Annotated in this window: 12 protein-coding genes and 1 riboswitch; of the genes, 10 read left to right on the forward strand and 2 right to left on the reverse strand. The window is 66.6% G+C overall.

Annotated elements, in window-relative coordinates:
- The first annotated feature begins 71 nt into the window (after positions 1-71).
- Positions 72-198: riboswitch (TPP riboswitch) on the forward strand.
- A 102-nt stretch (positions 199-300) separates the two neighbouring features.
- Together thiC and cytX are read left to right on the forward strand one after the other, a co-directional pair.
- Entirely contained in the window at positions 301-2,178 is a 1,878-nt protein-coding gene (gene thiC / locus ACZ5R1_RS04905; RefSeq protein ID WP_074583925.1) for a phosphomethylpyrimidine synthase ThiC, read from the forward strand.
- A 216-nt stretch (positions 2,179-2,394) separates the two neighbouring features.
- The gene (gene cytX / locus ACZ5R1_RS04910; RefSeq protein ID WP_058792782.1) at positions 2,395-3,657 is read left to right on the forward strand and encodes a putative hydroxymethylpyrimidine transporter CytX; all 1,263 of its coding nucleotides are present in this window, start codon (positions 2,395-2,397) and stop codon (positions 3,655-3,657) included.
- Between the two features lie 466 nt (positions 3,658-4,123).
- On the opposite strand, the gene ACZ5R1_RS04915 is transcribed toward cytX, so the two are convergent.
- Positions 4,124-4,873: an RsiV family protein gene (locus ACZ5R1_RS04915; protein WP_464712833.1), complete on the reverse strand. Its 750-nt coding sequence runs from the start codon at positions 4,871-4,873 to the stop codon at positions 4,124-4,126.
- Positions 4,874-5,059: 186 nt separating this feature from the next.
- Between ACZ5R1_RS04915 and ACZ5R1_RS04920 the strand changes: the two genes are divergently transcribed.
- From ACZ5R1_RS04920 to ACZ5R1_RS04955, 8 genes are all read left to right on the forward strand, one after another.
- Positions 5,060-5,680 (forward strand): NUDIX domain-containing protein, encoded by a 621-nt coding sequence (locus tag ACZ5R1_RS04920; protein WP_044342438.1) that lies wholly within the window; start codon positions 5,060-5,062, stop codon positions 5,678-5,680.
- The gene (locus tag ACZ5R1_RS04925; RefSeq protein WP_007162101.1) at positions 5,671-6,126 is read left to right on the forward strand and encodes a DUF1249 domain-containing protein; all 456 of its coding nucleotides are present in this window, start codon (positions 5,671-5,673) and stop codon (positions 6,124-6,126) included. The genes ACZ5R1_RS04920 and ACZ5R1_RS04925 overlap by 10 nt, the downstream gene beginning before the upstream one ends.
- Positions 6,127-6,265: 139 nt before the next feature.
- Positions 6,266-7,072, forward strand: a complete 807-nt coding sequence (gene cpdA / locus ACZ5R1_RS04930) for a 3',5'-cyclic-AMP phosphodiesterase (RefSeq protein WP_042137165.1) — start codon at positions 6,266-6,268, stop codon at positions 7,070-7,072.
- 93 nt (positions 7,073-7,165) lie between these two features.
- Positions 7,166-7,774 (forward strand): YqiA/YcfP family alpha/beta fold hydrolase, encoded by a 609-nt coding sequence (locus tag ACZ5R1_RS04935; RefSeq protein WP_027600246.1) that lies wholly within the window; start codon positions 7,166-7,168, stop codon positions 7,772-7,774.
- A 7-nt stretch (positions 7,775-7,781) separates the two neighbouring features.
- Positions 7,782-9,680 (forward strand): DNA topoisomerase IV subunit B, encoded by a 1,899-nt coding sequence (gene parE, locus ACZ5R1_RS04940; RefSeq protein ID WP_007162098.1) that lies wholly within the window; start codon positions 7,782-7,784, stop codon positions 9,678-9,680.
- Between the two features lie 154 nt (positions 9,681-9,834).
- A complete protein-coding gene (gene parC / locus ACZ5R1_RS04945) occupies positions 9,835-12,087 on the forward strand; it encodes a DNA topoisomerase IV subunit A (protein ID WP_044342441.1) in 2,253 nt (750 codons plus the stop codon).
- 85 nt (positions 12,088-12,172) lie between these two features.
- Entirely contained in the window at positions 12,173-12,880 is a 708-nt protein-coding gene (locus ACZ5R1_RS04950) for a PqiC family protein (protein WP_288407644.1), read from the forward strand.
- 88 nt (positions 12,881-12,968) lie between these two features.
- Positions 12,969-13,559: an LON peptidase substrate-binding domain-containing protein gene (locus ACZ5R1_RS04955; protein ID WP_007162095.1), complete on the forward strand. Its 591-nt coding sequence runs from the start codon at positions 12,969-12,971 to the stop codon at positions 13,557-13,559.
- Between the two features lie 331 nt (positions 13,560-13,890).
- On the opposite strand, the gene ACZ5R1_RS04960 is transcribed toward ACZ5R1_RS04955, so the two are convergent.
- Positions 13,891-14,430 (reverse strand): type 1 glutamine amidotransferase domain-containing protein, encoded by a 540-nt coding sequence (locus ACZ5R1_RS04960; protein ID WP_027600250.1) that lies wholly within the window; start codon positions 14,428-14,430, stop codon positions 13,891-13,893.
- Positions 14,431-14,506 lie beyond the last annotated feature (76 nt).

The following is a 14,506-nucleotide window of genomic DNA, read 5'->3' on the forward strand; positions in this document are numbered from 1 at the left end:
GCTTCGTCCGAATCCGGCATAGGAGAGGAAATAGCGGTCGAAGTTTCTGCCGCTCTGGGTTTACACTGGCCGCGTTCTTGTCGGGGTGCGCTACGAGGCGCTGAGATCGGGTAGTCCCGGATCCCGTTGAACCTGATCAGGCTAGGCGCGCCGCATGGCGGTGCGTCAACCTGCGTAGGGAACAAGAGGGCGTCCGCAGCCTTATTCCGTGGTCGCCATCCGTCCGGGCTTGCCTCTTCTCGCGTGCCCACCCTTCGTCCAGGTTCTTCCCTCGGCAACGCGCCCACCAGGAGAGCCTCGATGAACAAGCAGAACAACGTCACCGATTTCACCCGCGTCGACCGCCAGTCCACCCAGCCGTTGCCCAATTCGCGCAAGGTCTACCTGACCGGCTCGCGCCCCGACATCCGCGTGCCGGTGCGGGAAATTTCCCTCGCCGACACCCCTACCGCCTTTGGCGGTGAGCGCAACGCCCCGGTATTCGTCTACGACACCTCCGGTCCCTACACCGACCCGGCGGCGCGCATCGACCTGCGCAAGGGCCTGCCGGACGTGCGTTCGCGCTGGATCGAAGAACGCGGCGACACCGAACTGCTGGCCGGGCTCTCTTCCGAATTCGGCCAGGCGCGCCTGGCCGATCCGAGTCTCGCCGCCCTGAGATTCGACCTGGTGCGCCAGCCGCGGCGAGCCAAGGCCGGGCGCAACGTCTCCCAGATGCACTATGCCCGCCAGGGCATCGTCACCCCGGAGATGGAATACATCGCCATCCGCGAGAACATGAAGCTGCAGGAAGCCCGCGCCGCCGGTCTGCTCGGCAACCAGCACCGTGGCCAGAGTTTCGGCGCCAGCATTCCCCAGGAGATCACCCCGGAGTTCGTCCGCGACGAGGTGGCCCGTGGTCGCGCCATCATCCCGGCCAACATCAACCACCTGGAGCTGGAGCCGATGATCATCGGCCGCAACTTCCTGGTGAAGATCAACGGCAACATCGGCAACAGCGCCCTGGGCTCTTCCATCGAGGAAGAGGTGGAAAAGCTGACCTGGGGCATCCGCTGGGGCGCCGACACCGTGATGGACCTGTCCACCGGCAAGCACATCCACGAGACCCGCGAGTGGATCATCCGCAACTCGCCGGTCCCCATTGGCACCGTGCCCATCTACCAGGCCCTGGAAAAGGTCGGCGGCGTCGCCGAGGAACTGACCTGGGAGCTGTTCCGCGACACCCTCATCGAACAGGCGGAGCAGGGCGTGGACTACTTCACCATCCACGCCGGGGTGCGCCTGCACTACGTGCCCCTGACCGCCAAGCGTGTCACCGGCATCGTCTCCCGCGGCGGTTCCATCATGGCCAAGTGGTGCCTGGCGCACCACAAGGAGAACTTCCTCTACACCCACTTCGAAGACATCTGCGAAATCATGCAGGCCTACGACGTGAGCTTCTCCCTGGGTGACGGCCTGCGCCCGGGCTCCATCGCCGACGCCAACGACGCCGCCCAGTTCGGCGAACTGGAAACCCTCGGCGAGCTGACCAAGATCGCCTGGAAGCACGACGTCCAGACCATGATCGAAGGCCCCGGCCACGTGCCCATGCAGCTGATCAAGGAAAACATGGACAAGCAGCTGGAGTGCTGCGACGAGGCGCCGTTCTATACCCTCGGCCCGCTGACCACCGACATCGCCCCCGGCTACGACCACATCACCAGCGGCATCGGCGCCGCCATGATCGGCTGGTTCGGTTGCGCCATGCTCTGCTACGTGACGCCCAAGGAGCACCTCGGCCTGCCCAACAAGGACGACGTCAAGACCGGCATCATCACCTACAAGATCGCCGCCCATGCCGCCGACCTGGCCAAGGGGCACCCCGGCGCCCAGATCCGCGACAACGCCCTGTCCAAGGCGCGTTTCGAATTCCGCTGGGAAGACCAGTTCAACCTGGGCCTGGACCCGGACACGGCGCGCGCCTTCCACGACGAGACCCTGCCCAAGGACTCGGCCAAGGTGGCGCACTTCTGCTCAATGTGCGGACCCAAGTTCTGCTCCATGAAGATCACCCAGGAGGTCCGCGACTACGCCAAGGAAAACGGCCTGACCGACGAGCAGAAGGCCATCGAGGCCGGCTTCCAGGAGCAGGCGGCGCGCTTCAAGGACGAAGGCGGCGTGATCTACAAGCAGGTCTGAAAATCGTAGGTTGGGCTGAGCGCAGCGAAGCCCAACAATGCCCAGATCGATCCCGCACTGTTGGGCTTAGACGGTAGAGCCGTCTCAGCCCAACCTACGTCTGCTAGGCCAGCACCCTGTTTCCGTAGGTTGGCGCTGAGCCCAGCGAAGCCCAACAATGCCCAACGCCAACCAACGACGTTGGGCGCCCTCAACCCCTTATCCACGAGACCCATCATGGCCCAGGCCCCCGGCCTCTATACCCCTACCGTCCCCGTTCCGGCGGACCGCCGCATCCTTGGCGGGCGCGACCTCTTCACCCTCTGGTTCTCCCTCGGCATCGGCCTGATGGTCGCCCAGGCCGGCGCGCTGCTGGCACCCGGACTGGGCCTGGCCGATGGCCTGCTGGTGCTGGTGCTCGGCACCGCGGTCGGGGTGCTGCTGCTGGCCGCCGCTGGCCTGGTGGGCAGCGACACGGGCCTCGCCGGCATGACCGCCCTGGGCCAGAGTCTCGGCCAGCGCGGCGCGCTGTTGCCGGCGGTGCTCAACATCACCCAGCTGATCGGCTGGGGCGCCTTCGAACTGGTGGTGATGCGCGAGGCGGCCAGCGTGCTGCTGGGCAGCTGGGGTCTGCAGGGTTGGGCCTCGCCGGTGCTCTGGACCCTGGTCTTCGGCGCCCTGGCCACGGCCCTGGCGGTGGCCGGTCCGCTGACCTTCGTCCGCCGCTTTCTCAGTCGCTGGGGCATCTGGCTGCTGCTCGGCGCCTGCACCTGGCTGACCCTGGATCTGTTCCTGCGCGCCGACCTGGCCGCGCTCTGGCAGCGCCCGGGCGACGGCTCCCTGAGCCAGGCCCTGGGCTTCGACCTGGTGGTGGCCATGCCGCTGTCCTGGTTGCCGGTGATCGCCGACTACACCCGCTTCGCCCGCACCGGCCGCAGCGCCGGGCGCGGCGTCATGCTGGGCTATTTCTGCGGCAACCTCTGGCTCATGGGCTTGGGCTTCGCCTATACCCTGGCCTTTGCCAGCGGCGGTGAAGCCGACGCCCTGCTGCGCGCCCTGGCCGTGGCCGGCCTCGGCCTGCCGCTGTTGCTGATCCTGCTGGACGAGTCGGAAAACGCCTTCGCCGCCTATCACTCGGCGGCGGTGGCCACGGGTTTCCTGGCCCAGGTGAAGATCTGGCAGCTGACCCTGGCCATCGGCATCCTCTGCACCCTGCTGGCGCTGCTGGTGCCTCTGGCCCAGTACGAACACTTCCTGCTGCTGATCGGTTCGGTGTTCGCCCCGCTATTCGGCGTGGTGCTGGTGGATCACTTCCTGCTGCGCCGCCGCAAGGCCCCGCAGCGGACACAGGCGCTGCGCCTGGAGTCCCTGATCGCCTGGGCCCTGGGCGTGGCCGTCTACCATCTGTTGCCGACCCTGCTCCCGGCCTGGGGCGCGACCCTGCCGGCCATCGTGGTGGCGGGGACTGCGCAGGCGCTGTTGGGATTGAAACGAGTTTAGCGTCCGGCCGTTGGGCTTCGCTGCGCTCAAACCAACCTACGCCTAACTGCCCCCTCTCCCGCTTGCGGGGGAGGGTTGGGGTGGGGGCAAGCCGGCACGCGTGGATGAGGCTGCGCTGTCATCCACCCTACGGCTGAGTCGGATCTGTCGGGCTTCGCTGCGCTCAACCCAGCCTACGCCTAACTGCCCCCTCTCCCGCTTGCGGGGGAGGGTTGGGGTGGGGGCAAGTCGGCACGCGTGGATAAGGCTGCGCCGTCATCCACCCTACGACTGAGCTGGATCTATCGGGCTTCGCTGCGCTCAACCCAACCTACGGCTAACTGCCCCCTCTCCCGCTTGCGGGGGAGGGTTGGGGTGGGGGTATCGCGGCCATGGGCCGCTCCTACAGAAGATTGAGTCCGCTGTAGGAGCGGCCCATGGCCGCGATCAAACCCAATTACGGCAGATGATTTCTGTTGACCAGGTCCTACGGCTGCCGCGCCTTGCCCCGGCCCGGGAAGTACTCGCCCTTGAGGATGCCATTGAGCTTGGGATAGGGGATCTTCAGTTCCGGATGGCCCATGGCGTAGGGGGCGATGCTGCCGATGTCGTACTTGAGCGTCAGGGCGCCGAAATCCAGGGCCACGTTGTTGGTCTTGAGGAAGGGCCACTGCTGGCGGAATTCGGCATCGCCGACGTTGTTGCTGAGCATCCAGGCCTCACGGGAGAGCTGCGCCAGGCGCCAGAATTCGGCTTCCTGCCCCGGCACCAACATGTCGCCCAGGGTGATCTGCCGGTCGAGATGGCGATCCCAGGTGACGAAGTCGCGGCCGGCCAGGCCATGGGCACCGCCGTTGGCCAGGTAGCTGGAGAATTCGATGATCACCAGGCCGTCATGCTGCTCACGCACCTTGGCCTGCAGATAGCTGCTCCAGCGCGGCTGGGCCTTGGCGAGGAAATCCCGCTCGTAGCTCTCCAGCGAAGCGGGGATGGGCGCGCCCGGCTCGGCGCGGGCCAGGCCCAGCAGGTGCCGCTGCACCAGGGTGTCCAGCGCCGGGTCGCCGAATTCCACGTAGTCGATGTTGATCAGCGGGCAGCCTTCGCCCTGGCAACCGGCCGGGCGGTGCTCCCAGGCCTGGTGGCGAGGCGTGAGGGGTTTGTCGAGGTTGGGGCCGAAGACGCTTTGGCAACCACCGAGCAACAGGCCGGCGAGCAGGAGGAGCGAGCGGATACGCATGGGATTCCTTGTCATGGAAACGGAGAACGACGGCTTTCGAACCCGTCTGGCCCCATAAGTTTGCCAGGGGCGGGCGGAGGTTTCCCGGCTTGTTGTCCTTTTCGCGACTTGGCGCGTCAGGGGCTGCACGCACGCAGGCGGCACGCTAGGATGATCTGATTACCTGCAATCAGCGCTGGAGCGCCCATGACCGAAGCCAACGAATCCCAGGCGCCCGCCGTTGAAATCCTGAGCCGTGAGATCTGCTTCCAGGGCTTCTACCGCATGGCCCGCTTCCGGCTGCGCCATCGCCAGTTCTCCGGTGCCCTGGGCCCGGAACTGGAACGCGAGGTCTTCGTGCGTCCCGATGCCGTCTGCGTGCTGCCCTACGACGCCGTGCGCGACGAGGTGGTGCTGATCGAGCAGTTTCGCGTCGGCGTCATGGAAAAGACCGCTCATCCCTGGCTGCTTGAGCCGGTGGCGGGCTTGGTGGACAAGCAGGGCGAGGCCGTCGAGGCGGTCGCTCATCGGGAAGCCGAGGAAGAAGCCGGGCTGACCTTGCAATCGCTCTGGCCCATCTCCACCTACTTCCCCTCGCCCGGCGGCAGTGACGAACAGGTCTATCTCTACCTGGGTCGCTGCAGCACCGTGGACGCCGGTGGCGTCCATGGCCTGGAAGAGGAGGGCGAGGACATTCGCGTCCATGTCTGGTCGCTGGACGAGGCACTGGCAGGGGTTCGTGACGGTCGCATCAATAACGCAGCGGCAATCATCGCCCTGCAATGGTTGGCGCTCAATCGCGCCGAGGTACGGGGGTTATGGGGCTGAAACTGCGAGATCGCTATCGGGTTGACCTGCCGGGCCTGCAGGCCACGTGCGAGGCCAACTACGTGCGGCTGATGCGGCTTCTGCCCAAGATGCGCGAAGCCGTGGTATCGCGCCGCGTCATGTTGTCGCAAGGCGAGCGCCCGCTGGGGGTGCTCGCGCTGGAAGTCACCGAGGCCTGTCCCTATACGACGGCCTTGCGGGTGCGCCAGGAACTGGGACTGCCCTGGTTGCCGGTGCCCGAACTGGAAGTGCGCGTCTATCACGATGCGCGGATGGCGGAAGTGGTGTCGGCCGGGGCCTCTCGGCACCTGCTCGGGCGCTATCCCTATCCCAATCAGGCGATGCATCAGCCTGACGAAAAGAGCCAGCTCAATCTGTTCCTCGGTGAGTGGCTGAGTCACTGCCTGGCCTGTGGCCACGAAGCTGAACCTATCCTGCAGCGATGAGCACTAGGGCGCAACGCTGACAGCCGCGGCTTCCCTCACGCGGTGCAAGCTGCGAAAATGTGAAGCATGCACGCAAGTTCCCGGGAACTTTTCTGCACCCTGCCTGCGCTCGTTGTCCCCTTATGCCTAGGAGGCTTTGGTGAGTTTGCCGGATAGTGTCAACGCTCCCCTCGTCATCCAATTGACCGACAGTCATCTGTTTGCACGTGCCAACGGTCGGTTGTTGGGTATCGATACGGCCGCCAGCCTGCAACAGGTGGTCGCCCAGGTGGTGCGGGAGCAGCCACGCATCGATCTGCTGCTGGCCAGCGGTGACCTCTCCCAGGACGGCTCCGTGGCCTCCTACCAGCGCTTTTGCGAGCTGACCGAGCCCCTGGCCGCGCCGATGCGCTGGCTGGCCGGCAACCACGACGAGAACGCGCCCATGGCCAAGGCCTGTGGTGATCGCGATTTCCTCGAGACGGTCACCGACCTGGGCGCCTGGCGCCTCATCCTGCTCGACAGCACCGTGCGCGGTTGCGTGTTCGGCGAACTGGAGCAGGCGCAGCTGGTCGCCCTGGACGAGGCCCTGAGCGCCGCGCCCGAGCGTCCGGCGCTGATCTGCCTGCACCATCATCCGGTCCCGGTTGGCTGTGGCTGGATGGAGCCCCTGGGCCTGCACCGGGCGGACGAGCTGTTTGCCGTGCTGGATCGCCATCCCCAGGTCAAGGTGGTGCTCTGGGGGCATATCCACCAGGAGTTCGACCAGCTGCGCAACGGCGTGCGCCTGCTGGCCTCGCCTTCCACCGGTCTGCAATTCGAGCCGGGCAGCGAGGACTTCAAGGCCGGCGATCAGGCCCCGGGCTATCGCTGGTTACGCCTGCTGCCCGACGGCAACCTGGAAACCGGTGTCTCGCGCCTGCAACAGCATGCCTTCACTGTGGATCACAGCGCCGCGGGCTACTAGGGCTGTCGGGGCTGACGCCGGTCGGCTGCCTTGGTCGCGAGGGTCGAAACGGGTTATTCTTTACCTGTTTATTTATCCAGTAGGAGCGGCCCGATGCCGTCGATCCTCTATATCCATGGCTTCAACAGCTCACCCGCGTCCCTGAAGGCGCGGCAGCTGACCGCCTGCATGACCCGCCTGGGCCTGGCGGACCGCCTGCGCGCCCCGGCGCTGCCCAACGATGCCGACGCCGCCTTCGCCCTCCTGGAGCGCGAACTGGCCGAGCTGGACGCCCCCTTGCTGGTCGGCAGCTCCCTGGGCGGCTACTATGCCACCGTCCTGGCCGAGCGCCACGGGCTCAAGGCCGTGCTGATCAATCCGGCGGTCCGGCCCTGGCGCTTCATGGAGCATTACCTGGGCCCCCAGCGCAATCACCATACCGGCGAGAGCTGGATCCTCACCGAGGCCCACGTCGAGGCCATGCGGGCGCAGGAAGTCGCGGCGCCGGCGGATCCCGAGCGCTTCCACGTCTGGCTGCAGACCGGCGACGAGACCCTCGACTACCGGGACGCCGAGCGCTACTACGGCGCCTGCACCCTGCGCATCGAGCAGGGCGGCGACCACGGCTTCCAGGGCTTCCATCGCCAGCTGCCCCTGTTGCTGGAGCTGGCCGGCTTCGACCCGGCGCTCTGGCGCGAGCTGGATTTCAACACCTTCGAATAGAGACCCCATGGCCACGCAGAACGCCTATAACGCCGACGCCATCGAAGTCCTCTCCGGACTCGATCCGGTGCGCAAGCGCCCTGGCATGTACACCGACACCTCCCGGCCCAACCACCTGGCCCAGGAAGTCATCGACAACAGCGTGGACGAGGCCCTGGCCGGTCATGCGCGCCAGGTGCAGGTGATCCTGCACGCCGACAACTCCCTCGAGGTGATCGACGACGGTCGCGGCATGCCGGTGGACATCCATCCGGAAGAGGGCGTCTCCGGCGTCGAGCTGATCCTGACCAAGCTGCACGCCGGCGGCAAGTTCTCCAACAAGAACTACCAGTTCTCCGGCGGCCTGCACGGCGTGGGCATCTCGGTGGTGAACGCCCTGTCGACCCGCGTCGAGGTGCGCGTCAAGCGCGAGGGCAACGAATACGCCATGGCCTTCGCCGACGGCTTCAAGGCCAGCGAACTGGCCGTGGTCGGCAGCGTCGGCAAGCGCAATACCGGCACCAGCGTGCACTTCTGGCCGGACCCCAAGTACTTCGATTCGCCCAAGTTCTCCGTCAGCCGCCTCAAGCACGTGCTCAAGGCCAAGGCGGTGCTCTGCCCGGGCCTGGCGGTGAGCTTCTTCGACGAAGCGAGCGGCGAGCGCAGCGAATGGCATTACGAAGACGGGCTGAGATCCTATCTGATCGACACCGTGGGCGACGCCCTGCGGCTGCCCGAGGCGCCCTTCCACGGCAGCCTGGCTTCGGCCCGGGAAGCGGTGGACTGGGCGCTGTTCTGGCTGCCCGAGGGCGGCGAGTCGGTGCAGGAAAGCTACGTCAACCTGATTCCCACCGCCCAGGGCGGCACCCATGTGAACGGCCTGCGCCAGGGCCTGCTGGACGCCATCCGTGAATTCTGCGAATTCCGCAACCTCTTGCCGCGCGGCCTCAAGCTGGCCCCGGAAGACGTCTGGGAGCGCATCGCCTTCGTCCTCTCGATGAAGATGCAGGAGCCGCAGTTCTCCGGCCAGACCAAGGAGAGACTGTCCTCCCGCGAGGCCGCGGCCTTTGTCGCCGGGGTGGTCAAGGACGCCTTCAGCCTCTGGCTCAATGCCCATCCGGAACTGGGTCAGCAGATCGCCGAGCTGGCCATCAACAACGCCGGCCGCCGCCTCAAGGCGGGCAAGAAGGTCGAGCGCAAGAAGATCACCCAAGGCCCGGCGCTGCCTGGCAAGCTGGCCGATTGCGCCGGCCAGGACCCGATGCGCTCCGAGCTGTTCCTGGTGGAGGGCGACTCCGCCGGCGGCAGCGCCAAGCAGGCGCGCAGCAAGGAATTCCAGGCCATCATGCCGCTGCGCGGCAAGATCCTGAACACCTGGGAAGTGGACGGCAGCGAGGTGCTGGGCAGCCAGGAGGTGCACGACATCGCCGTGGCCATCGGCATCGATCCGGGCAGCGCCGACCTGAGCGGCCTGAGATACGGCAAGATCTGCATCCTCGCCGATGCCGACTCCGACGGCCTGCACATCGCCACCCTGCTGTGCGCCCTGTTCGTGCAGCACTTCCGGCCCCTGGTGGATGCCGGTCACGTCTATGTGGCCATGCCGCCGCTGTACCGCATCGACCTCGGCAAGGAGGTGCACTACGCCCTCGACGAAGCCGAGCGCGACGGCATCCTCGATCGCCTGGCCGCGGAGAAGAAGCGCGGCAAGCCCCAGGTGACCCGCTTCAAGGGCCTTGGCGAGATGAATCCGCTGCAGCTGCGCGAGACCACCATGGATCCCAATACCCGCCGCCTGGTACAGCTGACCCTCGAAGACGTGCCCGGCACCCTCGAGATGATGGACATGCTGCTGGCCAAGAAGCGATCCGGCGACCGCAAGAGCTGGCTGGAATCCAAGGGCGACCGCGCCGAAGTGCTGATCTAAATATGTTGGCTGTGCTTATCGCGGCCATGGCGGTTAGCCGCAGCGACCGCTCCTACGGTCTCCATCGCCCCTGTAGGAGCGGCCGCTTCGGCGGACCGCCACGGCCGCGATGGACACGACAACCCGATTACCGACGTAACACCAAAGGATTCCCATGAGTGCACCCCTCGACCTGAGCCTGGATGGCGTCGAACGCCGTTCGCTGGCCGACTTCACCGAGCAGGCGTACCTGAACTACTCCATGTACGTCATCATGGACCGCGCCCTGCCGCACATCGGCGACGGCCTCAAGCCGGTCCAGCGCCGCATCGTCTATGCCATGAGCGAACTGGGCCTGGACGCCGACGCCAAGCACAAGAAGTCCGCCCGTACCGTGGGCGACGTCCTCGGTAAATACCACCCCCACGGCGACTCGGCCTGCTACGAAGCCATGGTGCTCATGGCCCAGCCGTTTTCCTATCGCTATCCGCTGGTGGATGGCCAGGGCAACTGGGGCGCGCCGGACGATCCCAAGTCCTTTGCCGCCATGCGCTATACCGAGGCGCGGCTGTCGCGCTATTCCGAGGTGCTGCTCAGCGAACTGGGGCAGGGCACCGTGGACTGGGTACCCAACTTCGACGGCACCCTGAACGAGCCGGCGGTGCTGCCGGCACGCCTGCCCAATCTGCTGCTCAACGGCACCACAGGCATCGCCGTGGGCATGGCCACCGACATCCCGCCGCACAACCTGCGCGAGGTGGCCGCCGCCTGCGTGCGCCTGCTGGACGACCCCATCGCCGGGATTCCCGAGCTGCTCGAACACGTGCCCGGTCCGGACTTCCCCACCGAGGCCGAGATCGTCACGCCGCGGGCCGACCTGCGCAAGATCTACGAGACCGGTCGCGGCTCGGTGCGCATGCGCGCCGTCTACCGCCGCGAGGACGGCGACGTGGTCATCACCGCGCTGCCGCACCAGGTCTCCGGTTCCAAGGTGCTGGAGCAGATCGCCGCCCAGATGCAGGCCAAGAAGCTGCCCATGGTGGCCGACCTGCGCGACGAGTCGGACCACGAGAATCCGACCCGCATCGTCATCGTGCCGCGCTCCAATCGCATCGATGCCGACGAGCTGATGCAGCACCTGTTCGCCACCACCGATCTGGAGTCCAGCTACCGGGTCAACCTCAACGTCATCGGTCTGGACGGCAAGCCCCAGGTCAAGGACCTCCGGCAGATCCTCCAGGAGTGGCTGATCTATCGCATCGGCACCGTGCGCCGTCGCCTGCAGTTCCGCCTGGACAAGGTCAATCGCCGCCTGCACCTGCTGGATGGCCTGCTGGTCGCCTTCCTCAACCTGGACGAGGTGATCCACATCATCCGCACCGAGGAGCATCCCAAGCAGGCGCTGATGGCCCGCTTCGAGCTCTCCGAGGAACAGGCCGACTACATCCTGGAAACCCGGCTGCGCCAACTGGCGCGGCTGGAAGAGATGAAGATCCGTGGCGAACAGGCCGAGCTGCTCAAGGAGCAGAAGCGCCTGCAGACCCTGCTGGGCAGCGACAAGAAGCTGCGCAACCTGGTCCGCGACGAACTGATCAAGGACGCCGAGACCTATGGCGACGCGCGCCGCTCGCCCATCGTCGAGCGTGCCGAAGCCAAGGCCCTGTCCGAAACCGAACTCATGCCCACCGAGCCGGTGACCGTGGTGCTGTCCGAGAAGGGCTGGGTGCGCCAGGCCAAGGGGCACGACGTCGATCCGACCGGGCTGTCCTACAAGGCCGGCGACGGCTTCAAGGCGGCGGCCCTGGGCCGCTCCAACCAGTTCGCCGTGTTCATTGATTCCACCGGGCGCAGCTATTCGGTGGCTGCCCATTCGCTGCCGTCGGCGCGTGGCCAGGGCGAGCCCCTGACCGGCCGCCTGACCCCGCCGCCGGGCGCCAGCTTCGAATGCCTGCTGCTGCCGGACGACAGCGGTCTCTATGTCATGGCCTCGGACGCCGGCTACGGCTTCGTGGTCAAGGGCGAGGACCTGCAAGCCAAGAACAAGGCCGGCAAGGCGCTGATCAGCCTGCCCAACGGTGCCAAGGTGCTGCCGCCCAAGCCGGTGGCGTCCCTGGAGGACACCTCTCTCGCGGTGGTCACCAACGAGGGTCGCCTGCTGGTGTTCGCCATCAGCGAACTGCCGCAACTGGCCAAGGGCAAGGGCAACAAGCTGATTTCCATCCCTGGCGAGCGGGTCGCCAAGCGCGAGGAATACGTGGTCGATCTGGCCGTGGTGCCGGCCGGCGCCTCCCTCACGCTGCAGGCCGGCAAGCGGCCCTATACCCTCAAGGGCAGCGATCTGGAGCATTACCGGGCCGAGCGCGGTCGGCGCGGCAACAAGTTGCCGCGGGGCTTCCAGCGGGTGGACTCGCTGCAGGTGGAAACTTGAGCCGCCCGCGGTCAGCCGCTAGCATAGCCCGGATTTTTTCGACCAGGACTCGCCGGGCCGTGGCGCCCGTTGAGAGAGAGCCTCGATGAAACGGATGTGTCTCGCCAAGCTGGCGCTCGTTGGCCTGCTGGCCGGCCTGGGTGGCTGTGCCAGCCTCGGCCCCAGCCACTACTATCAGCTCGATGGCGGCAATGCGCGCACGCCCGCGAGCAGCGAGCGTGGTCTTGCCGTGTGGATCGAAAACCTGCAGCTGGCCGACTACCTGCAGCGCGATGTCCTGCTGGAACGCCAGCCCGACGGCAGTCTCAAGACCACGCGCGATCACTGGGCCGGGCCGCTCGACGCCAACGTGCGCCAGTTGCTGCAGCGCCAGCTCGCCGGTCGCCTCAACAGTGGTCGGGTGGTGGTGGGTGAACAACCCGCTGGCTTCGATCCGCAGTACCGGGTGGAACTGGTGGTGACCCGCCTCGATGCGGGTGACCAGGCGCCTGCCGCCCTCGACGCCAGCTGGCAACTGCGCGACGGCCAGGGTCGTCTGCTGGACACCGAGGTGGTCCACCTGCAGGCTCGTCATGCAGGTGATCGCGCGGCCCAGGTGCGCGCCCAGAGCGAATTGCTGCAACAGCTGTCGGCGCGGCTGGCCACCGATCTCACCAAGGTCGCCCAGCGCGGCCGGCGTGACAGCGAAGTGGCGCGCAAGGAACCGAAGAAACTCGTGGAAGAGGCCCAGGCCCGGCCGACGCTGCCGGCCGTGGTGCCCATCCGCACCGGCGCCGAGGTCTATCGCTTCTGATCCGCAAGGCTCCCGCGCGTCGCCGCGCGGGAGCCTTCGGCGGCGCGCGACGCTCTATCCAGCAGGACCCTCAAGCCCTGGAGGTTTCATGACGCTGCCCCTGTTTCCGCTCAACACCACCCTGTTTCCCGGGTGCCGCCTCGACCTGCAGCTGTTCGAAGCCCGCTACCTGGACATGCTCGGCCGCTGCCTCAAGCAGGGCAGCAGCTTTGGCGTGGTGACCATCCTCGAAGGCCGCGAGACCGGTGCCGCGCCGAATCGCCTGGGCGCCTACGGCTGCGAGGCGCTGATCCGCGACTGGCAGCAGCAGAGCAATGGCCTGCTGGGTATCCGCATCGAAGGCGGACGGCGCTTTCGCCTGCTGAGCCAGGAAGAGCAACCCGACCATCTGGTGGTGGGGGAGGTGGAGTGGCTTCCGGAGACCGAGCCCCAGCCGCTGCGCGATGGCGACGCCGATCTGATGGCGCTGCTGGTGGCCCTGGCCCAGCACCCCATGGTCGCCAGCCTGGACATGGGGGGCGAAGTCGCCGACCGCCAGGCCCTGGGTTGCCAGCTGGCCTATCTGCTGCCGTTCGAGGCGCACCTCAAGCTCGAATGGCTGGGCCTGAGCGACCAGGGTCAGCGCCTGGCCGACATCGAGCGCCATCTGGTGGATTTGCAGGGTGATTTCCAGGCCTAAGAGCCTGTTCATAATCTGCTGCGTGTCGGCCAAACCGCGTTGAGAACACCCTGGATCGCCAGCCCCGCCTGGGCGGCCCCGTCGCAATGCTCATTTACCCTATGTAAACCCGGGCGCGGGTCCGATCCGCTTCCTCAGGCGTTTTTGCGGGGCCGCCTAGGCCTTGTTTGGCTCTAGCTCGCAAGATTCTGAACAGGCTCCGGGCCAAACGCCGGGCAAAAGAAAGCCCGCCGGGCAGGGCGGGCTAAAAGTGCTTTGGGGGCACTGGATAAGACCCTGGCACTTTGCCATAAGTTCAGTCTTATGAGATCAAAGTGCCAGTCTCGATGGCTCAGCCTGCCAGCAGCTTGATGAACTCGCGATTGAAGGCCGGGATGTCGTCCGGCTTGCGGCTGCTCACCAGTTGGCCATCGACGATGACCTCCTGGTCCTGCCAGGTGGCGCCGGCATTCTTGAGGTCGTCGGTCAGCGACGGCCAACTGGTCATGGTCTTGCCCTGCACCAGGCCGGCGGAGATCAGTAGCCAGGCACCGTGGCAGATGACGGCGACCGGCTTGCCGGCGTCGGCGATCTGCTTGGTCAGCTGCTGGGCCTGTTCGTCGATGCGGATGGTGTCGGCGTTGACCACGCCGCCGGGCAGCAGCACGGCATCATAGTCACCGGCATTGGCCGCGGCGAAGGTGAGGTCTACCGGAAAGCTGTCGGCCGGCTCGGTGCCGTCCCAGCCGCGCACCTCGCCGCTCTCGGCGGAGATGATGTGGGTCTGGGCGCCGGCCTGCTCCAGCGCCTGCTTGGGGCCGGTGAGTTCGGCCTGCTCGAAGCCGTCGGTGACCAGGATGGCGATTTTCTTGCCGTTCAGGGATGTAGCCATGGTTGCGCATACCTCGATGGACATTCGGTCGGGCTAGCCTTTTGCCAGCGCTCTCTATTCCGTCCCGCTTTGCCTC

The sequence above is a fragment of the Pseudomonas sp. Pso3 genome (assembly GCF_055393275.1).

Excerpts from the sequence above, each read along its gene's own strand:
- parE (WP_007162098.1), top strand. The coding sequence starts at position 7,782 with ATGGCCACGCAGAACGCCTATAACGCCGACGCCATCGAAGTCCTCTCC.
- ACZ5R1_RS04920 (WP_044342438.1), top strand. The coding sequence starts at position 5,060 with ATGACCGAAGCCAACGAATCCCAGGCGCCCGCCGTTGAAATCCTGAGC.
- thiC (WP_074583925.1), top strand. The coding sequence starts at position 301 with ATGAACAAGCAGAACAACGTCACCGATTTCACCCGCGTCGACCGCCAG.
- ACZ5R1_RS04960 (WP_027600250.1), bottom strand. The coding sequence starts at position 14,430 with ATGGCTACATCCCTGAACGGCAAGAAAATCGCCATCCTGGTCACCGAC.
- ACZ5R1_RS04935 (WP_027600246.1), top strand. The coding sequence starts at position 7,166 with ATGCCGTCGATCCTCTATATCCATGGCTTCAACAGCTCACCCGCGTCC.
- cytX (WP_058792782.1), top strand. The coding sequence starts at position 2,395 with ATGGCCCAGGCCCCCGGCCTCTATACCCCTACCGTCCCCGTTCCGGCG.
- ACZ5R1_RS04925 (WP_007162101.1), top strand. The coding sequence starts at position 5,671 with ATGGGGCTGAAACTGCGAGATCGCTATCGGGTTGACCTGCCGGGCCTG.
- ACZ5R1_RS04915 (WP_464712833.1), bottom strand. The coding sequence starts at position 4,873 with ATGCGTATCCGCTCGCTCCTCCTGCTCGCCGGCCTGTTGCTCGGTGGT.
- ACZ5R1_RS04950 (WP_288407644.1), top strand. The coding sequence starts at position 12,173 with ATGAAACGGATGTGTCTCGCCAAGCTGGCGCTCGTTGGCCTGCTGGCC.
- parC (WP_044342441.1), top strand. The coding sequence starts at position 9,835 with ATGAGTGCACCCCTCGACCTGAGCCTGGATGGCGTCGAACGCCGTTCG.
- ACZ5R1_RS04955 (WP_007162095.1), top strand. The coding sequence starts at position 12,969 with ATGACGCTGCCCCTGTTTCCGCTCAACACCACCCTGTTTCCCGGGTGC.